The sequence below is a fragment of the Streptomyces boninensis genome (assembly GCF_048572725.1).
Taxonomy (GTDB): domain Bacteria; phylum Actinomycetota; class Actinomycetes; order Streptomycetales; family Streptomycetaceae; genus Streptomyces; species Streptomyces boninensis.
On record NZ_CP183837.1, the window covers coordinates 2,506,551 to 2,531,254 of the forward strand.

Sequence of the window (24,704 nt, forward strand, 5' to 3'; positions counted from 1 at the left end):
AAATCCGACATTCACCATCAAACCTCCCACCCGAACGGGTGTCGACCGGAGGGGGTAAGCGCCCAGGTCAGGCGCGCACCCGCGGCACGCTGGCGAGAAGCGTCTTCGTGTACGCGTCCCGGGGCGCGGTGAAGAGCGCGTCGCGCTCGCGGTGTTCCACGATGCGGCCCTCGGACATCACCGCGACCTCGTCGCTGACATGCCGTACGACGGCGAGGTCGTGGGAGATGAAGAGCATCGTCAGCGGGCCCGCCGCGCGCAGGTCGCGCAGCACGCCGAGGACCTCGGCCTGCACCGAGCAGTCCAGCGCGGATGTCACCTCGTCCGCGATGATCACCTCGGGGCGTACGGCGAGGGCGCGGGCGATGGCGATGCGCTGGCGCTGGCCGCCGGAGAAGGCGTTGGGGTAGCGGTCGGCGGCGTCCGGGTCGAGGGCGACCTGCGCCAGCAGCGCGGCGACCTCGTCGCGGTGTTCGCGCAGGCGCCCGCGGCGGGGGTCGATGGCCTCAGCGATGGCCTCGCCGGCGGTCATGCGGGGGTTGAGCGAGGCGTACGGGTCCTGCGGGATGAGTTGCACCCGGCGCCGGAGCTCGGCGAGGCGGTCGCGGCGGGCGGCGGCAAGGTCCTGGCCGTCGAGGAGCACGCGGCCACCGCTGGGCTTGACCAGGCCGACGACGGCTTTGGCAAGGGTGGACTTGCCGGAGCCGGACTCGCCGACGAGGCCGAGGGTGCGGCCCTCCGCGAGGCGGAGGCTGACACCGTGCAGCACCTGGCGACGGCGCGGGCCGAAACCGAAGGCGACGTCGAGCGAGTCGAGCTCCAGCACGGGTTCCGCTGCCGCGGAGGTCGAGGCGGAGGCGGTCATCGGGTGCTCCCTTCGGGGGCGGCGTCGGCGGCGCTGCTCGGCCGCTCCGTGGCGGCCGGGTCCGCATCCGCCGCCGCGGTGGCGTCATCGGGCCAGCCCAGCGCGAAGCAGGCCGCCGCCCCGCCCGCGGGCGTCAGTTCCAGGACCGGCCGGGACTCCTCGCACTCCGGGCGCGCCAGCGCGCATCTCGGCGCGAAGGCGCAGCCCTTCGGGCGGTCCGCGGGCTGGGGTGGGCGGCCCGGGATGGGGGCGAGGGGCTTGTCCTCGTCCAGTTCCGGGGTGGCCGCCAGCAGGGCGCGGGTGTACGGGTGCCGGGCGTCGCCCGCGCGCAGCCGGTCCACCGGCAGCTCCTCGACCAGGCGGCCCGCGTACATCACCAGCACCCGGTCGCAGACCTGCGCCACCACGCCGATGTCGTGCGAGATCAGCAGCACGGACGTGCCGTCGCGCTCATTCGCCTCGCGCAGCAGCCTCAGCACCTCGGCCTGCACGGTCACGTCCAGCGCCGTCGTCGGCTCGTCGGCGATCAGCAGCCGCGGCTTCGTCAGCAGCGCGGACGCGATCATCGCGCGCTGCCGCATGCCGCCCGACAGCTCGTGCGGATGCTGCTTCATCCGCTGCTCGGGCAGCGTCACGTGGGCGAGCCGCAGCTGCTCCACCGCCTGCGCCGAGGCCTCCCCGCGCCCCGTACCGCCGTGCACCCGCAGCGTCTCCGTCAGCTGGCTGCCCAGCTTGAGGGTCGGGTTGAAGGACGCCGACGGATCCTGGTAGACGATGCCGATCTCGGTCGCGAGGCGCTTCGGCGCCACCTCGCCGCGCAGGTCCAGATCGCCGAGCCGCAGCCGCCCCGCGTCCGCCCGCAGCCCCTCCGGCAGCAGCTTCGCCACCGCCATCGCGGTGAGGCTCTTGCCGGAACCCGACTCCCCCACCACGCCGACGACTTCACCCGCGCCGATATGCAGCGATACGTCCTCGACGAGCCGGGTGCCGTCCGGCAGCGAGACGCTGAGCCGGTCGACCGCCACCAGGGCCTCGTCCGCGGGCGACGCGGGCGCCGGTTCCGTAGCCGAAAGCGCCGCCTTGATACGGGCCTTGCCGCCCCGCCCTCGCGCATCCGGGTGCACCGCGGCCGCGAGCCCGTCGCCGATCAGGCCGCCGGCGAGACCGGCGACGATGATCGCGATCGACGGGGCCACCACGGGCGCGGCGTTGACATAGATGTCCGGGAGGCTCTTGCCGAGCAGCGAGCCCCAGTCGTACTTCGGCGGCTGGGTGCCCATGCCCAGCACCGACAGCCCCGACAGCGCCTTCAGCGAGACGGTGAAGGCGACCGAGACGAGCACCAGCAGCGGCTCGGCGATATTCGGCAGGATGTGCCGGCGCAGCATCCGCCCCGGGGCGACGCCGAGCAGCCGCGCCGTCGAGACGAAGTCGCGGTTCGCGATGCCCGCGGCCAGGTTCGTGGTGAGCCGGGCGAAGGCCGGGCAGCTGGCCAGGCCGATCGCGGCGACACACGTGCTGGCGCTCGGGCTGAGCACGGCCGTTACGGTGAGCGCGAAGATCACCGCCGGGTACGACACCAGCACATCGATCAGCCGCAGCCCCAGCTCCCGCACCCGCGGCCCGCTCACCCACACGGCCGCGCCGAAGAGGATGCCGCCGACCGCCGCGATGGCGGTGGCGCCGAAGGCCATCAGCAGAGTGAGCCGGGTGCCGGCGAGCGTACGGGCGAGGACATCGCGGCCGAGGGCGTCGGTGCCCGACCAGTGCTCGGCGGAAGCGCCGAGGTGGGTGGCCTGCGGGTTGAGCCGGTCGGCGGCGTCACCCCAGACCATCGGCCCGATGACGGCCAGCACGATCAGCGCCGCCATCAGCACGCACCCGATGACGAGCGAGGGTGTCCAACGGAGGTTCCTCATTGTCACTGCCCCGCCTTCGCGTTCAGAGTGCGCGGATCGAGCAGGCCCAGCACCACATCCACCAGCAGGTTCAGCACCGCCGCCAGCAGGCCGAGGAGCAGCACGATCCCCTGCATCACCGGGTAGTCGCGGCCGACGATGGCGCCCACGGCCGCGCTGCCGAGGCCCGGCCACTGGAAGACGTACTCGACCACGACCGTGCCGCCGAGCAGTCCGGTGAGGATCAGCCCGCCGAGGGTGAGGGTGGAGGTGAGCAGGTTCGGCAGCGCGTGCCGGGCGTACAGCCGCAGCCCAGGGAGCCGCCTGCCCCGGGCCGTACGCATGAAGTCCTGCGTGAGCACCGCCGCCGTCTCCCGCCGCACGATCCGGGCGAGCGTGCAGATCGGGCCGACGCTCACCGCGATCACCGGCAGCACCAGCGCGGACAGCGTCGCCGCGCCGGACGACGGCAGCACGCCCATGCCCAGCGCGAAGACGAGGATGAGCAGCGTGCCGAGCACATACTCGGGCACCGCCCCGGCCAGCGCCGTCACCGACGTGAAGGCGGTGTCCAGCGGCCGCCGCCGGCCCGCCCGGCAGGCGACCGCGATCGCCATGCCGAGCGGTACGGCAATGAGCAGCACCACCACGATCGCCAGCAGCGCCAGCTGGGCGGTGAACGGCAGCCGGTCGCCGAGCAGGTCGGCGACCGGCCGGCTGGTGGCGAAGGACGTACCCAGATCGCCGCGCAGCAGCCCGCTCACGTAATCCCCGAACTGGCTGAACAGCGGCTGATCAAGGCCCAGTTCGGTCCGCACCTCGGCGATCCGGGCCGGGGTGGCGTCGGAGCCCGCCACCCGCCGGGCCGGGTCGCCGGGGATCAGCTGGATCATCAGGAAGGTGACGACGACCAGCGTGACGAGCACCCCGGCGAGCCCGACGGCCCGGCGCAGCAGGAAGGTCAGCCAGGGTGATCGCGTACGCAACGGCTGCTCCTCTCGTACGGGAAGGGCGGGCTACTTGACGAGCCGGATCGAGGACGCGTCGTGCACGCCGTCCGGATTGACGGCGGCGACGCGCTTGCTGGTGACGTAGTTGATGGCGACGGCGGCCAGCGGCACCACGTCGTTCTGCGCCAGCAGCGCCTTCTGGGCGTCGCCCCACGCCGCGCACTTGTCGCCCTCGTCCGTGGTCGCCATCGCCGCGCCGAAGCCCTTGGCGAAGCCGGCGTTGTCGATGCCGGCGAAGTTGCGGCCCTTCGGCGGGCTGTCGCCGAGCATCAGGCCGGCCGGGGAGGTGAGGAGGTTGGTGACGTTGAGGTTCGGGTAGACGGTGACGTCCCAGTCGCCCTTGTTGCCGAGGACCTCATTGCCCCAGGTGGTGTTGTCGGCGTTCTTCAGCTCCACCTGGGCGCCTGCCGCCTTCAGGGAGGCCTGTACGAACTCGTTGCCCGCGCCGCCCGCGACGGCGTTGGTGCCGACGAGCTTGATCTTCTTGCCGCTGAGCCCCGCCTTTGCGGCCTTCGGGTCGGCCTTGGTGATGAGCTTCGCGTCGTCGAGCGCGCACGGCACCGTCTTGTCGGCGATGGAGTGCATCACGGTGCCGGTGCCCTTGGTGACCGACTGGTTGAACGCCTTCGCGTCCAGCGCCTGCGCCACCGCCTTGCGGAAGGCCGGGTCGGCCCCCGGGTGCCCCTTGCGCTCATTGAAGGCGACCATCATCCGCACCAGCGGCGCCTTCTCGATGCCGAACTTCTTCGCCGCGGCCAGCCGCGCGATGTCGGGCCCGGTGATGCCGGTGTAGTCGAGGCTGCCCTCCATCATCTTGTTGGCCATCGTCGACTCGGCCTGCGTGACGCTCACGTCGAAGCGCTCGGGCGCCTCGCCCTCGGGCTGCTTGGCGTACTTCGCGGCCCACGTGTACTTGTCGCGGGCGGTCAGCGTGTACGAGGAGCCGGACTTGGCGTCGGACACGTAGTAGCGCCCGGTGCCCGCGCCCTTGCCGCCAGACTTCAGCAGCTTGTCGTCCTTGATGCCCTTCGGGCAGACGATCCCGGCCTGCGGCAGCGACAGCCCGTACAGCAGGTCGGACCACGGGTTCTGCAGCTTGATGGTGACCTTGCCGGACCCGTCGTCGCCCTTGATGTCGGCCTTGTTGCCGGCGCCGAAGACGGTGGCGCCGCCGGTCTTGGGGTCGACGAGGCGCTTGAGCGAGTCGGCGACCGTGGTGGCGGTGACCTTCGTGCCGTCGGTGCAGGTGACGCCGGAGTTGAGGGTGAAGCTGGCGTTCTTCGCGTCCGGCATCTCCCAGCTCTTCGCCAGCCGCCCGACGATCTTCCCGCCGTCGTCGCGGGCCACGAGGGTGTCGTAGAGGAGCCGGTCCAGCTGCAGGTCCGAGGCGATGGTGCCCTTGGCCGGGTCGAGCGTGGTCGGGTCGGAGGCGATCTGGTACGAGACGGCGCCGCCGCCGTTGCCGCCGCTCCCGCCCTCGGCGGCGCCGTCGCTGCCGGTGGTGCAGGCGGCGGAGGCCGCGACCGTGCCCAGGGCGACGGCTATTGCGGCGAGTCTCGCCGCGGGGTGATGTGTGCCTGAACGTGCCATGTCGAGCCTCCAGTGGGCATACGCCATCGGCGGGCCGGCGCAATCGGCTTCGCCGGTCCGAGGAAGGTGTGCGGAACGATCGGGTATCGGGTGCGGACGCTTGAGGGTGAGCTGGGTGGCTAGCGGTCGAGCTCCGGGCGGCGGTCTGCCCACGGCCGGGCGGCCTCGATCTGGGCGGACAGCGACAGCAGCTGCGCCTCGCCCGCGGGCCGGCCGGCGAGCATCACGCCGACCGGGACGCCGGCCGCCGTCCAGCGCAGCGGCAGGCTGACGGCCGGCTGACCGGTGGCGTTGTACGCGGCGGTGAAGCAGCTGTAGCCCATCTGCCGCCGCGCCGCCTCCGCGGGCCCTTCCGCCTCGAACCAGTCGGTGGCGTGCGGCAGTACGGCCAGCGTCGGCGCGAGCACCGCGTCGTACGCCGCCATCTTCCGCACCCCGCGGCGGGCGGCGGACTGCAGCCCGTACAGCGCGTCGTTGTACTGCTCGGCGCTCAGCCCGCGCCCCGCCTCCCGCCACCAGCGGGTCAGCGGCCGCAGCTGCGCCTCGTCGCCCACCTTCATCTGCAGCGACTGCCCGGCCCACACGCCCATGAAGGGCTTGCGCAGCGAGTCGCCGAAGGGGTTGTCGATCTCCTCGACCTCGTGTCCGAGCGAGGCGAGCAGCTCGGCGGCGGCGCGGTGTGCGTCGAGGATCTCGGGGTCGACGTCGACGCCCTCGATCCCGGGGTGCGTGTACACGCCGATGCGCAGCCGCCCCGGCTCGCGCCCAGCGTGGTCGAGGAAGCTCTCGCCGTCCGGCAGCGGCGGCGCCCAGTACGGGTCGCCGGTCTGCGGCACGGCCATCGCGTCGAGCATCGCGGCGGCGTCGCGGACCGTACGGGAAAGGGGCCCCTGGACCGGCATGCCGGTGACGTCGCTGCCCAGCGGGCCGTTGCTGACCCGGCCGCGGGACGGCTTGAAGCCGACGATGCCGCAGCAGCTCGCCGGGATCCGCAGGCTGCCACCGCCATCGCTGCCGTGCGCGAACGGCACGATCCCCGCCGCGACGGCCGCGGCCGCGCCGCCGCTGGAGCCGCCGGCGGTACGGGTGGTGTCCCACGGGCTGCGGGCGGGGCCGGCGAGGTCGTTGTCCGTGTACGCGCTCAAGCCGAACTCGGGGGTGTTCGTCTTGCCGATGCTGATGGTCCCTGCCGCGCGCAGCAGCGCGACCGCGTATCCGTCACCGGCCGGGGTGAAGTCGGCGTAGGCGCGCGAGCCGAAGGTGGTGCGTACGCCCGCGGTGGGGTTGAGGTCCTTGATCGCGGTCGGGACGCCGAAGAGGGGCGGCAGCGCGTCGGGCTCCTGCGCCTCGCGTACCTGGCGCTCGGCCTCCTTCGCCTGCTCGCGCGCGGCCTCGGCCGTCACGGTGAGGAAGACGCCGAGCCCCTCCCCGTACCGCTCGGCCCGCTCCAGGTGGTGCTCGACCAGCTCCACGGGACTCACCTCGCGCGCCCGCACGGCGGCCGCCTGTGCCATCGCGTCGAGCTCGTGCAGCTGCGCCATTGCATGCCCTCCTGCCCAAGGAGCCGGATTCAGTGTCTGGAATCACACCGGTCCGCGGGCCGTCTGTCAATACCGACCGGTTGGTACGTCGGTAACGGTTGCGACATGCGGGCCGCCGCGGAGGGGGCGACGGCCCGCATTCGGTGAGGTCAGCGGCGTGCGGCGACCTGCTCCAGGAACGCGCCCGCCGACTCCGGGGTGTAGAACCAGTGCTCCAGGTCGGCCGGGTCGTTGAAGGCGTTCGCGAACCGGTCGGCGATGGGCTGGAGTTCGCCGGCCGCGCCGAAGAGCTGGAGGATGTGCTCGGGCGGCGGGGCGAGCATGGCGTTCGACCACTTGGTGGCGGGGGCGGCGTGGCGCCAGTAGCGGTCGAAGGCGGACTGCATCCAGGCGGCGTCGAAGGGGTCGTCGCTGTCGCCGCGCTGGGTAATGCTCTCGAGGTACGAGGCCGCGCACTTGCTCGCGTTGTTGGAACCCTGCCCGGTGATCGGGTCGTTGGTGACGACGGCGTCGGCGACGCCCAGCACCGGCGCGCCGCCCGGCAGCCGCCCGACGGCCGTGCGCACCTCGGGCTTGACCTGCCCGGCGAGGGTGCCGCCCGCGTCCGTGAGCTCGACGCCGCCGGTGGCCCGCTCGTACTCCCAGGGCACGTAGCGCCGCATCAGGTCGAGGGTGCGCTCCAGGTGCTGCTGCGGCTCCGGCCGGTCGCCGAAGACGTCCAGCGGGCCGCCCGGGACCGCCTCGAAGAAGAGCATGTGGCAGGGGCCGCTGGGCGCCAGGCCGGGGATGACGAAGAGTTCGCCGGCGCCGGGGACGAGATTGGTGCGTACGGCGTGCAGGTCGGGGTGCTCGGGGCGGGGTGCGAGCCCGTGCACGTACGCGACGGAGAGGGCGCGCTGCGGGGTGTCGTACGGGGAGCGCTCGGGGTCGCGCTCGAAGAGCCGGCCGAGGCCGCCGCGCCCGCTGGCGGCGAGGATGAGATCGAAGTCGTGGGCGCGGCGGTCGAGCTGCTCGGGGGTGGCCTCCCCGTACTCGACCCGCCCCCCGCGCTCTTCGAACGCCTCCAGCCAACCCGCGATCTTGAGTCGCTGATCGACCGACTCGGCGGCGGCGTCGAGCGCCCCGAGCCAGTCGATGACCCGCTGCCCTTCGGGCCCGGCCACGGAGACCCCGATCCCGCCGACCTGCGGCGCCTGCCCCGCCCAGAAGTCGAGCCCGAGCTCCCGCTCGTGCGCGAGTGCGGTGCCGAACATGCACTGCGTGGAGAGGATCCGCCCGCCGCGGATCTCGTCGGCGGTACGGGCGCTGATGAGGGTGACGTCGTACTCGCGCGCCTGCAGGCCGAGCGCGAGCTGGAGTCCGGAGTGACCGGCTCCGACGATTAGTATCTTACGCATGACCAGGGACGATGCATGGTCTGAGGTTCCTGGTCAACTCTGTCGGTGGCCGGAGTTAGGCTCCCACACATGGCGCGCACACATACGTACGAAACAACCACAGTCTGGACCGGCAACCGCGGCACGGGCACGAGCGGTTACCGCGACTTCGACCGCCTGCTGGAGTCGACGGCGGCGGGAATCCCACCGCTCCCGGCCAGCTCGGACCCGGCCTTCCGCGGCGACCCGTCCCGCTGGAATCCGGAGCTGCTGCTGGCGGCTTCGCTGGCCCAGTGCCACATGCTCTGGTATCTCCACCTCTGCTCGGTGGGGGGTGTGGTGGTCACGTCGTACCGGGATGCGACGGTCGGCACGATGACGGAAGCGGCGGATGGCGGCGGCCAGTTCACGGAGGTCATCCTCCGGCCGGAGGTGACGGTGTCGGACCCGTCGATGGTGGACAAGGCTCTGGAGCTCCACGCTCCGGCCCACGAAAAGTGCTTCATCGCCCGGTCCGTGAACTTCCCGGTCCGGCACGAGCCGCAGGTCACGGCGGAGTAGGAGAAGGAGTGGTGGCAGGCGCCACCGCACGCCCCGTGTCCCACTCCTCCCCCAGCCCCATCAGCTCCTCCCGGTGCTCCACCCTCCTCACCCACTCCTCGGGCCAAGCCGCAGCCCCGTAGTAAGCACCGGCGAAAGCCCCGGTCAGACAGGCGATGGAATCCGAGTCCCCTGACGAGCAGGCAGCCCGCCGCAGCGCGAGCACCGGCTCCCCGGGGACCAGCAGGAAACACAGCAGCCCGGTCACCAGCGTCTCCTCGGCAACCCATCCCTCGCCGGTATACGTGCACGGATCCCGCTCGACATCGGCATGGCGCACCGCCCCCTCGAGCCAGCCCAGCGCCTTGAGGCAGTCCTCCCACCCCATCTCGATGAAGTCCGCACCACTTCGCAGCGGAGCGGCACGCCAAAAGTCACCAAGCCACACGTCGCGATAGCGGCGCCGGCTGTCCTCGGCGTACGCGCGCAGCAATCCGATCAGCTCGCCCGGCTCCGCACCCTCCGCGAGCGATCTGACGGCGTACGCCGTGAGATCGCTCGCGGCGAGAGCTGTGGGGTGCCCGTGAGTGAGCACAGCCTGCAGTTGTGCGGCGCCGGACCGCTGCTCGTCGCTCAATCCCGGTGCGAGGGCTATCGGCGCAACGCGCATATTGGCACCGCAGCCCTTGGACTCCATCTGTGCGGCGTCCGACCACGGCCGCTGCTCCTGCGCGAGGATCCGGCAGGCAGCCATGCAGGTATGCCCCGGCGCGCGGTTGTTCGCAGGTGAACGCGACCATTCCACGAATTCCTCGCGCACCGGCCGTACGAGGCGCTTGGGTGCGAGATAGCCGCGCGCCATTGCGGCCCGAAGCCCACGCGCCAAAGCGAGCGTCATCTGAGTGTCGTCGCTGACGATCGCCGGATCCGGCAGCGGCAGTTTGCGCCAGGGGCCATGGTCAGCCTCGATGGTGCTCACCTTGCTGAACTCCGTGGGATATCCGAGAGCATCACCAAGGGCGAGGCCTAGGAGGGCGCCTGTGGCGGGTCGTCGGTTCATCGGGTTCACGGGGTTCATGGTGGCGGATGCGGGGCTGGGAGGGGGAGTTGTTGCGGGTGGCTTGGCATCGGATGGTGACGGCCGTGCTGCCGTCTTCTGTCCGGGCTCGGCGCCAGAAACGGAAGGCTGGCTGCGGAAGGGCGGGGAGGCCGGGGGGCTTTGGCTTGCCGGGTGGCGGCTTGGTGGGGGGGGCCTAGCGGGTGGCGGTCTGGCGATGGGGGGCGCTGGCGGAGGCTCGGGGGCGCTTGCAGCTTGGCCGCGCGCCCTTTTTCGTAGGGGTGTGTCGGGGGGAGGGGGGCCTTGGAGGGCCTTGGGGAGGCGGCGCCTTGGAGAAGGGGTGCCTTGGCCTGCCGGGCGGCGGTAGGGCCCGGGCGGAGTCGGATCTGCATACCAAGGCACCGCGCCCCCCAACACGCCCCAACGAAAGAGGGCGCACGCCCACCCGCCTCACGCCCCAGACAAGAAGCCCGCGCCCCCCACCACCATCCAGCCGCCGCCCGGCAGGGCAAGGCGACCCCCTTCCCCACTCCCTCCGCAGCCAGCAATTCGTTTCTGGCACCGCGCCCGACGCACCACGGCGGCGCGGCCGTCACCATCCGATGCCAAGCCCTCCGCCGACATGGCGCCGAGGGGCGTTGTCAGTGCCAGCCCCTAGCCTTCGGGACATGTCACGGCTCTGGTCGTACGAGCACGGCCCGGCCTGCCACGACTGGCAGCCCCCGGAGCCCCAGCCCCAGCTCCCGCGCCGGACCACCTCGGCACTCGCCGCCATCCGCGACTGGCAGCGCGGCCGGTGCGCGATATGCGGCGCAGGTGCACCAGCAAGCGGGCGAGCGGGGGCGGGGCCGGAGGCGACAGCGCGGGCGAGGCCAGGGGCTGGAGCGGGGGCGGGTGCGCTCGTCATCGATCACCACCATCCCTCCGGGCTCGTGCGTGGGCTGCTCTGCGGCGGATGCAATACCGCGGAGGGGCGCAGCACCGGCTACTACGACGAGCCCTACGGGGCCTACCGCCAGCGGCCTCCCGCGCTGATCGTCGGACTCACCGAGCGGTATCCGAGCTGGCGGCCCAATGCGTACTACTACGTCCTCGGCGACCCACCCGACGACCCCGCGCTCGCCGCCCGCGTGCTGGAGCACCTGATCCGGCATCCGCCGCGCCGGCCCGGGCGGCCGGTGGAGATACCGGGGCTGCCCGGGGAGTACGTGGTCGGGAGCGGGATGCGCGACATCGCGGCGCGGCTCGAGGGCGGCTGAAAAACCCCAGGACGTTCACTTCCCGATCTTGTTACCGTAGACGGCATGAAGGTCATCAGCCATACGCATCGCACCGCGACCGCGCGAGCGCCCCGCTCGCCGGTTGCCGCCGCCTGACCTTCTTCTCTCTCACACCGCCGGCGACCGGAAACGGATCGCCGGAGTGTTGTGCCCGCAGGCACGGCTGCTCGGCAGCACGCCCAGCGTCGCGGTCCCTTTCCGGTCTCCCCGACCCGAAAGGGCACCGCCATGGACACCTCAAATAGCCCAACCACCCCCATCACCACCCAGCAAACCATCGACACCTTCACGCGCTTCTTCCGCGACAGCGGTCGCGGCCACAGCCTCATCACCGGCGGCACCCTCCTCCCGCCACCCGGCGACCCGGTCCTCTTCACCACCTCCGGCATGCACCCGCTCACGCCGTACCTCGAAGGCCGCCCCCACCCCCTCGGCCACCGCCTCGTCAACGTCCAGCGCTGCCTGCGCACCACCGACCTCGACGAAGTCGGCGACAGCACGCATCTCACCGTCTTCGAGATGCTCGGTTCCTGGTCGCTCGGGGACTACGGCGGGCCGCAGAGCCTGCGGTGGGGATACGAGTTGCTGCACGAGGGCTTCGGCATTCCGCGGGAGCGGTTGCACGTCACCGTCTTCGGCGGGGATGAGCGCCTTGGCGTGAGCGACGTCGACCACGAATCCCTGCGCACCTGGGAAGACATCGGGCTCCCCATCGAGCTCACCCACGGCGAGGAAAACTGGTGGTCGAACGGGCCCACCGGCCCCTGCGGCCCCGACTCGGAGATCTTCGTCTGGACCGGCGGGCCCGGCACTCCGCCCCAGGGCACTCCGACCACCGACGACCGCTGGGTCGAGGTCTGGAATCACGTCATGATGCGCCACCGCCGCCACGAGGACGGCAGCCTCACCCCGCTCAAGCAGCAGAACGTCGACACCGGCATGGGCCTCGAACGCCTGGTCACGATCCTGCAGGGCAAGGACTCGGTATACGAGACCGATCTCTTCGAGCCGTGGCTGCGCCGCCTGCCGGAAGTCTGGGGCCTCGGCAACAGCATCGACCTCCGCCTCCTCAGCGACCACCTCCGGTCGCTCGTCGTCATCCACGGCGACGGCGTCCACCCGTCCAACACCGGCCGCGGTTACGTACCGCGCCGCCTGATCCGCCGCGTCCTCACCACACTCTGGCGCGACGACCCGTCCCGCACCCTCACCGACCTCCCGCGGGAGCTGGTGGAGGGCACCCAGTCCCACTTCCACCTACCCGAGGACCCGAGCCCCGTCCTGACCACCCTCGACCAGGAAGAACGCCGCTTCCGCAGCCTGCTCGACCGCGGCCGCCAGGTCCTTTCCCGGCCGGGCTACCGCAGCCGCCCCCTGACGGATGACGACTACCACTATCTCCACGACACCCACGGCCTCCCGCGGGACCTCGTCCAAGGGCTGGTGGAGCAGGGTTAGTCGCTGACCCTCGCCGCGATCGGCTTCACCAGCAGTTCGAACTGCAGGTCATCCCGCTGCGGAATGCCGAAGCGCTCATCGCCGTACGGGAAGGGAGTCATCTCTCCCGTACGGCGATACCCGCGCCGCTCGTACCACCCGATCAAGTCATCCCGCACCGACAGCACCGTCATGTGCATCTCCCGCGCCCCCCACTCAGCAGCCGCCACCCGCTCCGCCTCGGCGAGCACCCGCCTCCCGACGCCGCCGCCCTGCAGCCCTGGCTGTACGGCAAACATCCCGAAGTACGCCGCCTCTCCCCGCCGTTCCAGCTGGCAGCAGGCGACGAGCTCGACATCGCGCGACACGCGCAGCATCCGGCTCTCCGGGTCCTTCAGCACGGTGAGGACACCCTCGCGGTCGGTCCGCTGACCATCGAGTACATCCGCCTCCGTGGTCCAGCCGGCCCGGCTGGAGTCCCCGCGATACGCGGACTCGATCAGTCGCACCAGATCCGGTGCGTCCTCGGGGACAGCGGCGCGAAAGGACAGCTCAGAAAGGGTCACGCCCCAGAGGTTAACAACCCCCTCACGAGCCCCCTCACGCCTCCCGCGGCGCCCCGTCCTGCCGCTCGGGGAACAGCACATGGCTGACATCCGCCTGCGGGCCCAGCACCTCCACGGCCTTGCGCAGCCCCGCGAGCGCCCGCTGGAGCTGGTCGCTCGCGGAGGCCTCGGTCGCCCTGATCTCCTCGCGTAGCTTCAGCGCCTTCAGGTGCAGCGAGACGAAGACGCCGACCTTGGTGCGCAGCACGGACGGGTCGATCGGCTTGGTGAGGAAGTCGACGGCGCCCGCGGAGTATCCGCGGAAGGCGTGCTTCGGGTCGGCGTCGATCGCGGTCAGGAAGATGATCGGGATGTCCCGGGTGCGCTCGCGGGACTTGATGACCTCCGCCGTTTCGAAGCCGTCCATGCCCGGCATCTGCACATCGAGCAGTATCAGCGCGAACTCGTCGACCATCAGCGCCTTGAGGGCTTCGTCGCCGGACGCCGCGCTGACCAGATCCTGGCCGAGGTCGGCGAGCATGCTTCGCAGGGCCAGCAGGTTCTCCGGCCTGTCGTCTACGAGAAGAATCTTGGTCCTGTGCAACCTGGCCCCCAGCGGAAGCACGCACGCGCCGCGTACTTGCCCCAGAATATGTTGCGGTGGGTGAGCGGAGGAGTCGTTCCCGTAACTCCACTCCGTCCGACCCCTGTTATCAAGCCGTCTCGTCCGGTACGGGCTCCAGGATGTCCAGCTCCCGCATCGCCCCGACGGCGATCTCCCGGGCCACCTGCTCGGCCTGCTCGGGATCCCGGGAGCGGATCGCCTCCGCGAGCCGGACGTGCAGCGTTACGGCCGGCGGGTCCGGGTCCTCGAACATCACCTGGTGCTCGGTGCGGGCGGTCAGCACCTCGCTGACGACGTCGCCGAGGCGGGCGAACATCTCGTTCCCGGAGGCTTGCAGAAGTATCCGGTGCAGCGCGATGTCGTGCACCAGATAGGCCTTGAGCTGGTGGCCGCGGGAGGTCGCCACCATGTCCATCGCGCAGCGGGTGATCTCGGCGCACTGCTCGGGGGTCGCGTTGCTGGCGGCCAGCGCGGCCGCGGCCGGCTCGATGGCGGAGCGGAGGACGGTCAGGGAGCGCAGCTGGCGGGGGCGGTCGGTGCCGGCCATGCGCCAGCGGATGACCTGCGGGTCGAAGACGTTCCAGCGCTCGGGCGGCAGCACCGTGACGCCGACCCGGCGGCGGGATTCGACGAGGTGCATGGACTCCAGGACGCGGATGGCCTCGCGGACGACGGTGCGGGAGACGCCGAAGCGCTCCTCCATCTCGTCGGTGCGCAGCACCGAGCCCGGCGGGTGTTCCCCGGACGTAATCGCAGGTCCGAGGGCTGCGAGCAGGTGGGCGTGCAGGCCCTGACGGCTGGTCTCCATGGCGGGACACATCCTACGGCTCGGGCGCGCGCTAGCGAATATGTATGACGTTTACGTCACAGGCTCTTGAATACGTCATACATATGGCGTTGAGTTTGGCTCCGCAAGCCGCAAGCGGTCGAAGAAGACAGCAAGAGGTGCTCCACCATGGCCAACGGATCCGTCGCGGTCGTCATGGGCGTGTCCGGTACGGGCAAGTCCACCGTCGGCGCGCTGCTCGCCGGCCGGCTCGGCGTCCCGTACGCGGAGGCGGACGAGTTCCACTCCGAGGCGAACATCGCCAAGATGGCCGCCGGCCACCCCCTGGACGACGCGGACCGCGCCCCCTGGCTCGACGCCATCGGCGCCTGGGCGCACGAGCACGCGGCCACCGGTGGCGTGGTCAGCTGCTCGGCCCTCAAGCGCGCCTATCGCGACCGGCTGCGGGCGGCCGAGCCGCACCTCTTCTTCGTCCACCTCACCGGCGACCGCGACCTGATCGCGGACCGGCTTGCGGGGCGTACGGACCACTTCATGCCGATGTCCCTGCTGGATTCGCAGCTCGCCGCCCTGGAGCCCCTCCAGGACGACGAACCCGGCGTCGTCATCCCCGTGGACGCCCCGCCGGAAGCCCTCACCGAGCGGGCGGTCACGGCTCTCTGCCGGCCCCAGGCCGTCTGACGACCCCCTTCCCCCCCAACACCCTCAAGCGCAAGGAACTCCCCATGCCGCATCTCAGCGCCGAGATGCTGGCGGCGGGCCCGGCTCCAGTCGAGCCGATCACCTCCGCCGGCCACGCTCAGCTCGCCGTCGCCGTCCTGCTCGGGATCGGCGTCATCGTGCTGCTGATCACCAAGTTCAAGCTGCACGCGTTCCTGTCCCTGACCATCGGCTCGCTCGCGCTGGGCGCCGTGGCCGGGGCGCCGCTCGACAAGGTCATCACGAGCTTCACCGGCGGGCTCGGCACCACCGCCGCCGGCGTCGGCGTGCTGATCGCGCTGGGCGCCATCCTCGGAAAGCTGCTCGCCGACTCGGGCGGCGCGGACGAGATCGTCGACACCATCCTGGCCAGGGCGAGCAATCGCACCATGCCGTGGGCGATGGCGCTGATCGCGGGCATCATCGGCCTGCCGCTCTTCTTCGAGGTCGGCATCGTGCTGCTGATCCCGGTCGTGCTGCTGGTCGCCAAGCGCGGCGGGCACTCCCTGATGCGGATCGGCATCCCGGCCCTGGCCGGCCTGTCGGTCATGCACGGCCTGGTGCCGCCGCACCCCGGTCCGCTCGCCGCCATCGACGCGGTGAAGGCCAACCTCGGCGTCACCCTCGCGCTCGGCGTGCTGGTCGCCATCCCGACGGTCGTCATCGCGGGCCCGCTGTTCGCCCGTTACGCCGCCCGCTGGGTCGACGTCACGCCGCCGGAGGGCCTGGTCCCGCAGCGGCCTTCGGAGGACCTGGAGAAGCGTCCCGGCTTTGGCGCCACCGTCGCCACCGTGATGCTGCCGGTCGTGCTGATGCTCGCGAAGTCCCTGGTGGACATCGTCGTCGACGACCCCGAGAACACCGTCCAGCGCACCTTCGACGTCATCGGCAACCCGCTGATCGCGCTGCTCGCCGCCGTCATCGTCGGCCTCTTCACGCTCGGCCGGGCGGCCGGCTTCACCAAGGACCGGATTACGACGACCGTCGAGAAGTCGCTCGTCCCGATCGCCGGTGTGCTGCTGATCGTCGCCGCCGGCGGCGGCTTCAAGCAGACGCTGATCGACGTCGGCGTGGGCGAGATGATCATGGACATCTCGAAGGACTGGAACATCTCGGCCCTGCTGCTCGCCTGGCTGATCGCGGTCGGCATCCGCCTGGCCACCGGCTCGGCGACGGTCGCCACGATCTCGGCGGCGGGCCTGGTCGCACCGCTGGCGGCGGACATGAGCACCGCCCACGTATCGCTGCTGGTGCTGGCGATCGGCGCCGGGTCGCTCTTCTTCAGCCACGTCAATGATGCGGGGTTCTGGCTGGTGAAGGAGTACTTCGGCATGAAGGTCGGCGAGACGATCAAGACGTGGTCGCTGATGGAGACCATCATCTCGGTGGTGTCGATCGTCTTCGTGCTGCTGCTGTCGCTAGTGATCTAGCGGCTCGTCGCTGGTGATCCAGCGGCTCGGCGCCGGTGATCCGGCGCCGCCTCAGTCCGCGTGCTGCGCGGCGCGTTCCCCGGCGCTGCGCAGCACGCAGAACTCATTCCCCTCGGGGTCGGCCAGCACCGCCCAGCCCGTGCCGTCCGGGTTCCGCCGGTCGGCGACCATCGTGGCGCCGATGCCGAGCAGCCGCTCGACCTCTTCTTCGCGCGTCGTCTCCGGGCGCAGGCAGAGGTGAATCCGGTTCTTGCCCGTATTGGCCTCCGGCACCTGATTGAAATGCAGCACCGTGCCCTCCGGCAGCTCCACGATCGTCTCCGGGTCGCCCGGCTTGTCGTCCGGATGCACCGGGTGGCCCGTCACCTGGCTCCAGAAGAGCGCCAGCTGGTACGGGTCGGCGCAGTCGATGGCCACGTTCTGCAGTACGGAAGGCATGCGCGCAAGCATGCGGGAGGACCTGCGCGACGCGCTACTCGGTGACCGGCTTTTCGCCCTTCACCGGGCGGGTGTACAGCTTCGCGATGCACGCCGGGATCGCGGCGCCGTCCGCGTGGTCGCGGTCGCGGTAGGCGCTCGGGCTCTCCCCCACCAGCTGCGTGAAGCGGGTGCTGAACGAGCCCAGCGACGTACAGCCCACCTCGAAGCACACCTCGGTCACCGACAGGTCGCCGCGCCGCAGCAGCGTCTTCGCCCGTTCGATGCGGCGGGTCATGAGATAGCTGTACGGCGTCTCGCCGTAGGCGGCGCGGAAGCTGCGCTGGAAGTGGCCCGCGGACATCAGCGCCTCGTGCGCCAGGGCGGGGACGTCCAGGGGCTCGGCGTAATCCCGGTCCATCCGGTCGCGGGCCCGCCGCAGCCGCCGGAGATCGTCGAGGTTCTGCCCGCTGCTCACGGGCTCAGTGTCGCATGCCGCCCTAGGGCGGCAGGAGGAGACGAACCGGGACCATGGGCGGGTCCGTCAGGAATCGAGAAGCGCCGCCGCCCGCACGGCTTCTAGCGTGCACGTCATGGACATCACCATTCGCGCGAGCTTCCTGCCGCATGAAGACGCGGACCTGTCCGTGGCCTTTTATCGCGATGCCCTCGGCTTCGAGGTACGGGAGAGCCGCGGGGACGGGATCACCGTCGGTCCGGCAGGGCAGAAGGACACGTCCATCGTGCTGCAGCCGCCCGGCGCCGCACACGGCGTCACCGACGCCGAGCGGCGCACGATCGCGGAGATGATGGCCAAGGGCACGTACGCCGCGATCGAGATGGCCACCGCCGACCTCGACGCCGCCTTCGCGCGGCTGCGGGCCGGGGGCGCCGAGGTCGTGCACGGCCCGGTCGAGCAGCCGGACGGCGGCCGCGCATGCGCCGTCCGCGACCCGGCGGGGAATCTGATCCGGATCCGGGAGCAGCCGTGAACGCCTACCGGCCGGTCCTCGCCAACCCCGTCTTCCGGCGGCTGATCCTCGGCTTCGCGGTGTCGTATCTCGGGGACGGGATGAGCTTCGTGGCGGTGGCCTGGCTGGCCATCGAGCTGGCGCCGGAGGCGACGGCGGGGCTGTGGGTCGGGGCCGCGCTGGGGGCGGCCACGCTGCCGGGGGTGGTCGGCGCGCTGGTTCTCGGCCGCCGGCTGCGGCGGGTGCCGCCCAAGCGGCTGCTGCTGCTCGACAACATCGCCCGCGCCCTCTTCCTCGGCGCCATCCCGCTCGTTTGGCTCGCCGGAGTGCTGACGCCGGCGCTGTACGTCGTGCTGCTCGCGGCCTCGTCGGTGCTGCATGCGTGGGGCAGCGCGGGCAAGTACACGATCCTGGCCGAGCTGCTGCCGCAGGAGCAGCGGCTCGCCGCCAACTCCCTGGTCTCGTCGATCAATTTCGGCGCCACGATCGCGGGTCCGGCGATCGCGGGCGTGCTGGTGACGTACGTGAACACGGCGCTGGTGATCGGCATCGACGCGCTCACGTACGTCTTCCTGGCGGTGATCGTCGCCCGCATCCGGCTGCCCGAGTCCCAGGCGGCGGCCGCTCCCGTCGACGGGAGCGCCGCCCGCGGCGGCTTCGCGCTGCTGCGCTCGCATCCGCAGCTGCTCGGGCTGCTGGCGCTCACCTGGTTCTTCAACTTCCTCTACGGCCCGGTGGAGGTCGCCCTCCCGCTGCACGTCACCGAGGATCTGCACGGGCCCGGCACGCTGCTCGGCCTGTACTGGATCCTCTTCGGCGCCGGCGCCGTGGTCGGCGGCCTCGCCGTCGGGACGCTGCAGCGGCTGCCGCTGTGGCCGGTGACGACCGGGGTCGTGATCGGCTGGGGGGTGACGCTGCTGCCGTTCGGCTTCAGCGGGGTGCCGACGGCCGTCACGGTGGTGTGCTTCGCGCTCGGCGGCGTGATCTACGGGCCCTTCGTGGCCTTCTCGATCACGCTCATGCAGCAGAAGTCGCCGCCGGTACACCTCGCCTCCATGCTCGCCGCCCGCACCTCGGCACTGCTCACCGCCGCCCCGCTCGGCACGGCCCTGGGCGGCCCGCTCACCACGGCGCTGGGCCCGCGCACCACCCTCGGCGTCTCCGGGCTGGCCACGGTGGCGCTGGGCCTTGCGGCGTGTGTGCTGCTGTTTTCGGCCCGGAGCCGCACTGGTCAGGATCGGAGAAGCGCCGCGAGCGGGTACCCGGCTAGCGTAAAAGCATCGGAATAAGCCGCTAGCGCCGCTAACCGCCGCTAACCACTCCAAACGGGAGAAATCATGACCAGCACCGAAGGCATCAAGATCGTCCTGCACCCCGTCTCCGACCTCGCGAAGGCGAAGGACGTATACGCCACCCTCCTCGGCACCCAGCCGTCCGCCGACTCCGAGTACTACGTCGGCTTCGACGCCGAAGGCCAGCACATCGGCCTGGTGCCGGGCAGCAAGGAGCAGGGCCCGGTGGCGTACTGGAAGGTGCCGGACCTCGACGCCAAGCTCGCCGAGCTGACCGGCGCGGGCGCCGCCGTGAAGGAGGCCGCGCACGAGGTCGGCCCCGGCCGCCGGGTGGCCACGGTGACGGACCCGGACGGGAACGTACTCGGGATCATGGAAGACAGCTGATCACACGCAGACGAAAAGGCCCTGGCCACCCGGCCAGGGCCTTTCGCTTGCCAGGGGTTACGGAAGGTTACGGAACCCGGGGCAGGTCCTGCGCGGCGGCCTGATCCCGCTTCAGCGTCGTCGCCTTGCTCGGCGTCGGCGTGGCGTGCGGGGCGCACGTCACATCGGCCGAGTCGAGCTCGCCCTTCAGCAGATAGGCGTCAACGCGCTTGTTGATGCACTCGTTCTCCAGGCCCGTGACGCCGTGCGAGCCGGCGTCCTTCTCGGTGATCAGGCGCGAGCCCTTGAAGCGCTTGTGCAGCTCCACACCACCCTCGTACGGCGTCGCGGCATCCCGCTCCGACTGCACGATGAGCACCGGCGGCAGGCCCTTGCCCGTACCGACCTCGACCGGGGTCCGCTGCTTTACGCCCCAGGTGGCGCAGGGCAGGTTCAGCCAGGCGTTGGACCAGGTCAGGAAGGGGTGCTTCTTGTGCAGCTCGGTGTTGTCGCGGTCCCAGGTCGCCCAGTCCCGCGGCCACTTGGCGTCGGTGCACTCGACCGCCGTGTAGACGGCGTTGCCGTTCTCGGAGGAGGCGTTGCCCGCGGTATCGGACATGTCGGGGCCCGCGGCCTCGACCATCGCCTTCTCGTCGCCCTTGCGGTACGCGGCCCAGACCTCGGCCACCGGCGCCCAGGACGAGTCGTAGTACGGCGCGCCCTGGAAGAGCCCGAGCAGCTCGGCCGGGCCTACGACCCCGCCGATCGGCTCCTTCTTCGCCGCGGCGCGCAGGTCCTCCCACGCCTTCTGGACCTTGGCCTGGGTGTCGCCGATGCCGTAGACGTCATGGTGCTTGGCGACCCACGCCGTCCAGTCGTTCCAGCGGGTTTCGAAGGCGACGTCCTGGTCCAGGTTGGCCTGGTACCAGATCTTCTCCCGCGACGGGTTGACGACGCTGTCCGTGATCATGCGGCGGACGTGCGACGGGAACAGCGTCCCGTACACGGCGCCGAGGTAGGTGCCGTACGAGACGCCGAGGAAGTTCAGCTTCCGCTCGCCGAGCGCGGCGCGGATGACGTCCAGGTCGCGGGCGGTGTTCGGGGTGGTCATCTGCTGCAGCTTGGCCGCGCCCGTACGCTCCTTGCAGCCGTCGGCGTACTCGGCGGCGAGCTTGCGCTGCGCGCTCTTGTCCGCCTCGTCGTCCGGCACCGGGTCGGCCTTCGGCGCCTTCACGAACTCCTGCGGGTCCATGCAGGAGATGGCGGCCGACTTGCCGACGCCGCGCGGGTCGAAGCCGACGAAGTCGTAGGCCTTGGAGACGTTTTTCCACAGCGGGTTGCCGGTGGTGACCCGGAGCGGGAAGCGGAGGCCGGAGCCGCCGGGACCGCCGGGGTTGTAGACGAGCGCGCCTTGGCGCTCCTTCTTCGTACCGGTGTTGCCGATCCGGTCGACGGCGAGCTTGATCTTCTTGCCGTGGGGCTTGGCGTAGTCGAGCGGCACGGTCACGTAACCGCACTGGATCTTGGGGTCGAGACCCCAGTCCTCCGGGCATGTCTGCCAGTCGATGCCCTTCTTGGCCGCGGACGCGGCGGCGATCGCCGCACCGCGGGCCTCGGCGCGGCCGTTGCCGTTGCCGTTGCCGCTCTGCTCCTGCTGCGTCGGTTGCGCTGTGGCGCTCGACGCGTATAGCGCGCCCGCGAGTGTGGCGGACGCCGCTATCGCTGCCGCAGCGCCAAGCGCTGCCTTACGTATCACCAGGGATCCCCCTTGTTCGGCCGGCCGCCCCTAGGGCGGCATGGCGGCACTCAATGTCTGCCTCTCTGCGGGGAGATCCAACCGAGCCGCCGGGCTTCTGGCCAGACCTGCGGGCAGATCTTTGCCCAGTCGTTGGCAGCCAACGCGATGCGATCGTGACCTCGGCCCGTACAACCGTGACCAGCGTCACGACCGGCATAGGCGGTACGGGGCGTGTGTCCCCTGATGCCCGGTTGCCTGCTGTGGCGCGGTGGGCGTAGGAAGTCCCGCGGCGCGTCAACCAGCCTGGGAGAGGACATAGTTTGGCTACCGACAGACGGCCGCGGACCGACCTGCGGGAAACGGCCCGGGAGCTGGCGGCGATCCTCTGGCGCGAGCACACGGTCTACCGCGAGCGCGGCGGCACGCTGGTGGTGCGGAGCGAGAGCGCGGGGCGGTGGATATCGCTGACTTCGGCCGGGACGGATGCGGTACGGGTCCGGGCCGGGCGGGTGCTGGACGGCGGAACCACGGCGCCGGCGCGGGTGGAGGCTTCGGTGGCGCGGGGGTCGGATACGGGGGCGCTGGCGGCGTGTTGCCGGTCGCTGCTGGCGGAGATTCCGGCGAGTGCGGACTTTGCGGCGGGGCCGGTGGCGGCGGGGCGGGGTGCGGCTGGGCGGGAGCGGCCGGCGCGGCCTGCGCGTCGTAAGAAGGACCGGAGGTGGCTGGTGACGACGGCGGTGGTGCTCCTGATGGCGCTGCTCGTCGCCGCCTGGTATCAGCAACGGGCCGCCTGGTATGGCTGGTAGGGGTAGGCCGGGGCGGGTCGCCGCCATCGTGCTGGCCGTGGTGCCGGTCGCGGTAGCGGTGGTGCTGTCGGCGCGGCCCGGGGTGCCGGAGGGGCCGGCGCCGCCCGCCGCTTCCGGGGCGAGCGAGCGGACTTCTGTGGATTGCGAGGAGGCCGCGGCGAAGCACCGGCTGCTGGTCCAGGCGCATGAGATCCAGCGGGTGGCGGCGATGGACTCCGGGACGGCCAGGATGTACGCCTACTCGGTCTCGGGCGATTGCAAGGACGAAATCGCCCGCGCCAAGCGGCAGCCGCTCTCCGGCCCGCTCGCGGACTGCGTCCGGCTGGCCCGTAAAGTGGAAAAGGAGTACGGACATAAACCTCAGCCCGTACTACCCAGCGCATCTCCCGACCCGCAGACGACGGATGAGCGGCGGCTCGACGACTGCGAGGACCTGGCCAACAAGTACGCGGGCGACTGACTCGCGCAGGCTCCGGCGCCGCCCCGCGCGGCCCCGGCGCCGGTCCGTACGGCAACCTTCCCCGCCCTCGCGGCGACTAGGGGACGCCCCCTCCCCCACTCCCAGAGAGGCGCCCCGTGCCGAAGCACGCCTTCTCCCGCCCACGCCGCCGCACGATCCTCGCCGCCGCCCTCGGCGGCACCGCGGCCGCCGCCATCCCCCTCAGCCTCTCCGCGCAGAGCGCCGGCGCCGCCCCGCTGCGCATCCGCGGCGGCGACCTCTCCACGCTGCCCAAGAACGAGGACCACGGCGCCACATACACCGCCGCGGACGGCACCCGCGGCGACGCCATCAAGATCCTCGCCGACGCCGGCATGAACTGCGTACGCCTGAAGGTGTGGGTGAACCCGGCCGACGGCTACAACGACAAGAAGCACGTCCTCGCCATGGCCAAGCGCGCGAAGCAGCTCGGCCAGCAGTTGCTGATCGACTTCCACTACTCCGACTCCTGGGCCGACCCCGGCAAGCAGAACAAGCCCGCCGCCTGGGCAAGCCACGGCTACGACCGGCTGCTCACCGACGTCTACGACCACACCCACGACGTCCTCTCCGCGCTGGCCGCACAGGGCACCACCGCCGACTACGTGCAGGTCGGCAACGAGCTCAACTCCGGCATGCTCTGGCCCGAGGGCAGCTACGAGAACTGGGCGCAGCTGGCGGGCCTGCTGAAATCCGGCTTCAAGGCGGTACAGGACGTCTCCAAGTCGACAAAGCGCGTCCTGCACATCGCCAACGCCGCCGACAACGGCACCACCCGCTGGTTCTACGACGCCGCGGTCGACCACGACGTGCCCTTCGACGTAGTGGCCCTGTCGTACTACGGCTACTGGCACGGCACCTTCGCCGACTTCCGCAGCAACCTCAAGGACACCGCCGCCCGCTACGGCAAGCCGATCCTGGTGGTGGAGACGGCCTACCCCTTCACCCTGGACGACGCCGACGGCTTCCCCAACAACATCGCGGCGGCAGACGACTTGATGGACGGCTACCCCGCCACCTCCGAGGGCCAGCAGAAGTACTTCTCCGACGTCGTCGCGGCAGTCGCCGCCGTCCCGGACGGACGCGGCCTCGGAGTCGTCTACTGGGAGCCGGCCTGGACGGCGGTGGACGGCAGCGGCTGGGACCCCACCGACCCGAAGGCGGGCAACGCATGGGACAACCAGGCGCTCTTCAACTGGGAGGGGAAGCTGCTGCCGGCGGCGAGGGTGTACAGCGAGTAGGTCACTACGTCGCGTGGCTCACCACCCGACAAAGCCGACCGTCTCCGCCAAGTCCGCGCGCGCCGTGCGCGGGCGCGGCCCGCCACCCCGCGCCTCATATCCCACCGAGACGCCGCAGAGCAGCACCCGCTCCTCCCCCGCCCCGACGATCCGACCCACCGTCTCGCGGTACATCGTCCACATCACCTGCGGACAGCTGTGCAGCCCCTCCGCCCGCAACAGCAGCATCACCGTCTGCAGATACATCCCCGCGTCCGCCCACTGCCCGGGCCCCATCACCCGGTCGAGGTAACAGAACAGCACGACGGGCGCCCCGAAGGCGCCGGAGTTCAAGGCAGCGATCTTCATGGGCCGTTCGGGATCGTCCCGCTCGATCCCGAGCTCCCGATACCGCACCCCGGCCGCCGCGACGAAGCGGTCCAGATAAGCCGGACCACCCATGGCATCCGGATACATCGGATACTCCCGCTCATCCCCCGGATCCCCCGCCAGCGCCCGCCCCGTGGCCTCCCGCTTCAGCTCGGCCAGCGGCTCGCCGCTCACCGCGTACAGCCGCCACGGCTGCAGATTCCCGCTCGACGGCGCCCGCCGCGCGGCCGCCAGCACCCGTTCGAGTACGCCCCTGGGCACGGGCTCACCACTGAACGCGCGCACCGCCCGCCGGCTCGCCACCGCCTCGTACACATCCACTTCTCCGCACCCCTAAGTCCGGGAG

Annotated in this window: 25 protein-coding genes; 11 read left to right on the forward strand and 14 right to left on the reverse strand. The window is 71.3% G+C overall.

What is annotated here, in order from left to right:
- Positions 1 to 67 precede the first annotated feature (67 nt).
- From ACNNMR_RS11240 to ACNNMR_RS11265, 6 genes are all read right to left on the reverse strand, one after another.
- A complete protein-coding gene (locus ACNNMR_RS11240) occupies positions 68 to 865 on the reverse strand; it encodes an ATP-binding cassette domain-containing protein (RefSeq protein ID WP_419994418.1) in 798 nt (265 codons plus the stop codon).
- Positions 862 to 2,784 carry a dipeptide/oligopeptide/nickel ABC transporter permease/ATP-binding protein gene (locus ACNNMR_RS11245; RefSeq protein ID WP_419994419.1) on the reverse strand — a complete coding sequence of 641 codons (1,923 nt, stop codon included), beginning with the start codon at positions 2,782 to 2,784 and terminating at the stop codon, positions 862 to 864. Before ACNNMR_RS11245 ends, ACNNMR_RS11240 begins: the two co-directional genes overlap by 4 nt.
- 2 nt (positions 2,785 to 2,786) lie before the next feature.
- Positions 2,787 to 3,749, reverse strand: a complete 963-nt coding sequence (locus tag ACNNMR_RS11250; protein WP_419994420.1) for an ABC transporter permease — start codon at positions 3,747 to 3,749, stop codon at positions 2,787 to 2,789.
- Between the two features lie 30 nt (positions 3,750 to 3,779).
- The gene (locus ACNNMR_RS11255) at positions 3,780 to 5,363 is read right to left on the reverse strand and encodes an ABC transporter substrate-binding protein (RefSeq protein ID WP_419994421.1); all 1,584 of its coding nucleotides are present in this window, start codon (positions 5,361 to 5,363) and stop codon (positions 3,780 to 3,782) included.
- Positions 5,364 to 5,482: 119 nt separating this feature from the next.
- Positions 5,483 to 6,904 (reverse strand): amidase, encoded by a 1,422-nt coding sequence (locus ACNNMR_RS11260; protein WP_419994422.1) that lies wholly within the window; start codon positions 6,902 to 6,904, stop codon positions 5,483 to 5,485.
- A gap of 149 nt (positions 6,905 to 7,053) precedes the next feature.
- Positions 7,054 to 8,301 (reverse strand): styrene monooxygenase/indole monooxygenase family protein, encoded by a 1,248-nt coding sequence (locus tag ACNNMR_RS11265; protein WP_419994423.1) that lies wholly within the window; start codon positions 8,299 to 8,301, stop codon positions 7,054 to 7,056.
- A gap of 69 nt (positions 8,302 to 8,370) precedes the next feature.
- On the opposite strand from ACNNMR_RS11265, the gene ACNNMR_RS11270 reads away from it, so the two are divergent.
- A complete protein-coding gene (locus ACNNMR_RS11270; RefSeq protein WP_419994424.1) occupies positions 8,371 to 8,841 on the forward strand; it encodes an OsmC family protein in 471 nt (156 codons plus the stop codon).
- Here the strand turns inward: ACNNMR_RS11270 and ACNNMR_RS11275 are convergent.
- Complete coding sequence (locus ACNNMR_RS11275) at positions 8,828 to 9,880, reverse strand: ADP-ribosylglycohydrolase family protein (protein WP_420000329.1); 1,053 nt, start codon at positions 9,878 to 9,880, stop codon at positions 8,828 to 8,830. The genes ACNNMR_RS11270 and ACNNMR_RS11275 overlap by 14 nt on opposite strands.
- A gap of 665 nt (positions 9,881 to 10,545) precedes the next feature.
- On the opposite strand from ACNNMR_RS11275, the gene ACNNMR_RS11280 reads away from it, so the two are divergent.
- Both ACNNMR_RS11280 and ACNNMR_RS11285 read left to right on the forward strand, forming a co-directional pair.
- A complete protein-coding gene (locus ACNNMR_RS11280) occupies positions 10,546 to 11,136 on the forward strand; it encodes an endonuclease domain-containing protein (RefSeq protein WP_419994425.1) in 591 nt (196 codons plus the stop codon).
- 249 nt (positions 11,137 to 11,385) lie between these two features.
- Positions 11,386 to 12,615 carry an alanine--tRNA ligase-related protein gene (locus ACNNMR_RS11285; protein ID WP_419994426.1) on the forward strand — a complete coding sequence of 410 codons (1,230 nt, stop codon included), beginning with the start codon at positions 11,386 to 11,388 and terminating at the stop codon, positions 12,613 to 12,615.
- Here ACNNMR_RS11285 and ACNNMR_RS11290 read toward each other — a convergent pair.
- The 3 genes from ACNNMR_RS11290 to ACNNMR_RS11300 all read right to left on the reverse strand — a co-directional run bounded on the left by ACNNMR_RS11290 (position 12,612) and on the right by ACNNMR_RS11300 (position 14,572).
- On the reverse strand, positions 12,612 to 13,160 hold the full coding sequence (locus tag ACNNMR_RS11290) for a GNAT family N-acetyltransferase (RefSeq protein WP_419994427.1): 549 nt from the start codon (positions 13,158 to 13,160) through the stop codon (positions 12,612 to 12,614). The two genes, ACNNMR_RS11285 and ACNNMR_RS11290, sit on opposite strands and share 4 nt — an antisense overlap.
- Before the next feature lie 34 nt (positions 13,161 to 13,194).
- A complete protein-coding gene (locus ACNNMR_RS11295; protein ID WP_419994428.1) occupies positions 13,195 to 13,743 on the reverse strand; it encodes a response regulator in 549 nt (182 codons plus the stop codon).
- Positions 13,744 to 13,852: 109 nt separating this feature from the next.
- Positions 13,853 to 14,572: a FadR/GntR family transcriptional regulator gene (locus tag ACNNMR_RS11300; RefSeq protein WP_419994429.1), complete on the reverse strand. Its 720-nt coding sequence runs from the start codon at positions 14,570 to 14,572 to the stop codon at positions 13,853 to 13,855.
- Positions 14,573 to 14,719: 147 nt separating this feature from the next.
- Between ACNNMR_RS11300 and ACNNMR_RS11305 the strand changes: the two genes are divergently transcribed.
- Positions 14,720 to 15,232, forward strand: a complete 513-nt coding sequence (locus ACNNMR_RS11305; protein ID WP_419994430.1) for a gluconokinase — start codon at positions 14,720 to 14,722, stop codon at positions 15,230 to 15,232.
- A 44-nt stretch (positions 15,233 to 15,276) separates the two neighbouring features.
- A complete protein-coding gene (locus ACNNMR_RS11310) occupies positions 15,277 to 16,680 on the forward strand; it encodes a gluconate:H+ symporter (RefSeq protein WP_419994431.1) in 1,404 nt (467 codons plus the stop codon).
- A 51-nt stretch (positions 16,681 to 16,731) separates the two neighbouring features.
- On the opposite strand, the gene ACNNMR_RS11315 is transcribed toward ACNNMR_RS11310, so the two are convergent.
- Positions 16,732 to 17,118 (reverse strand): VOC family protein, encoded by a 387-nt coding sequence (locus ACNNMR_RS11315; RefSeq protein ID WP_419994432.1) that lies wholly within the window; start codon positions 17,116 to 17,118, stop codon positions 16,732 to 16,734.
- A gap of 34 nt (positions 17,119 to 17,152) precedes the next feature.
- The gene (locus ACNNMR_RS11320; protein ID WP_420000330.1) at positions 17,153 to 17,518 is read right to left on the reverse strand and encodes a helix-turn-helix transcriptional regulator; all 366 of its coding nucleotides are present in this window, start codon (positions 17,516 to 17,518) and stop codon (positions 17,153 to 17,155) included.
- 172 nt (positions 17,519 to 17,690) lie between these two features.
- Here ACNNMR_RS11320 and ACNNMR_RS11325 point away from each other — a divergent pair, with 172 nt between their 5' ends.
- The 3 genes from ACNNMR_RS11325 to ACNNMR_RS11335 are packed head-to-tail and all read left to right on the forward strand — an operon-like array spanning position 17,691 to position 19,747.
- Positions 17,691 to 18,089, forward strand: a complete 399-nt coding sequence (locus tag ACNNMR_RS11325; RefSeq protein WP_419994433.1) for a VOC family protein — start codon at positions 17,691 to 17,693, stop codon at positions 18,087 to 18,089.
- A complete protein-coding gene (locus tag ACNNMR_RS11330) occupies positions 18,086 to 19,357 on the forward strand; it encodes an MFS transporter (protein ID WP_419994434.1) in 1,272 nt (423 codons plus the stop codon). Before ACNNMR_RS11325 ends, ACNNMR_RS11330 begins: the two co-directional genes overlap by 4 nt.
- A 48-nt stretch (positions 19,358 to 19,405) precedes the next feature.
- Complete coding sequence (locus ACNNMR_RS11335; RefSeq protein ID WP_419994435.1) at positions 19,406 to 19,747, forward strand: VOC family protein; 342 nt, start codon at positions 19,406 to 19,408, stop codon at positions 19,745 to 19,747.
- A gap of 67 nt (positions 19,748 to 19,814) precedes the next feature.
- On the opposite strand, the gene ACNNMR_RS11340 is transcribed toward ACNNMR_RS11335, so the two are convergent.
- On the reverse strand, positions 19,815 to 21,482 hold the full coding sequence (locus ACNNMR_RS11340; protein ID WP_419994436.1) for an alpha/beta hydrolase: 1,668 nt from the start codon (positions 21,480 to 21,482) through the stop codon (positions 19,815 to 19,817).
- 302 nt (positions 21,483 to 21,784) lie between these two features.
- Here ACNNMR_RS11340 and ACNNMR_RS11345 point away from each other — a divergent pair, with 302 nt between their 5' ends.
- The 3 genes from ACNNMR_RS11345 (at position 21,785) to ACNNMR_RS11355 (ending at position 23,989) form a co-directional block, all read left to right on the forward strand.
- Positions 21,785 to 22,270, forward strand: coding sequence for a hypothetical protein (locus ACNNMR_RS11345; RefSeq protein WP_419994437.1), 486 nt, complete (start codon positions 21,785 to 21,787; stop codon positions 22,268 to 22,270).
- On the forward strand, positions 22,260 to 22,730 hold the full coding sequence (locus ACNNMR_RS11350) for a hypothetical protein (protein WP_419994438.1): 471 nt from the start codon (positions 22,260 to 22,262) through the stop codon (positions 22,728 to 22,730). The genes ACNNMR_RS11345 and ACNNMR_RS11350 overlap by 11 nt, the downstream gene beginning before the upstream one ends.
- A gap of 116 nt (positions 22,731 to 22,846) precedes the next feature.
- The gene (locus ACNNMR_RS11355; RefSeq protein WP_419994439.1) at positions 22,847 to 23,989 is read left to right on the forward strand and encodes a glycoside hydrolase family 53 protein; all 1,143 of its coding nucleotides are present in this window, start codon (positions 22,847 to 22,849) and stop codon (positions 23,987 to 23,989) included.
- Between the two features lie 18 nt (positions 23,990 to 24,007).
- On the opposite strand, the gene ACNNMR_RS11360 is transcribed toward ACNNMR_RS11355, so the two are convergent.
- A complete protein-coding gene (locus tag ACNNMR_RS11360) occupies positions 24,008 to 24,679 on the reverse strand; it encodes a nitroreductase (RefSeq protein WP_419994440.1) in 672 nt (223 codons plus the stop codon).
- Positions 24,680 to 24,704: the final 25 nt, after the last annotated feature.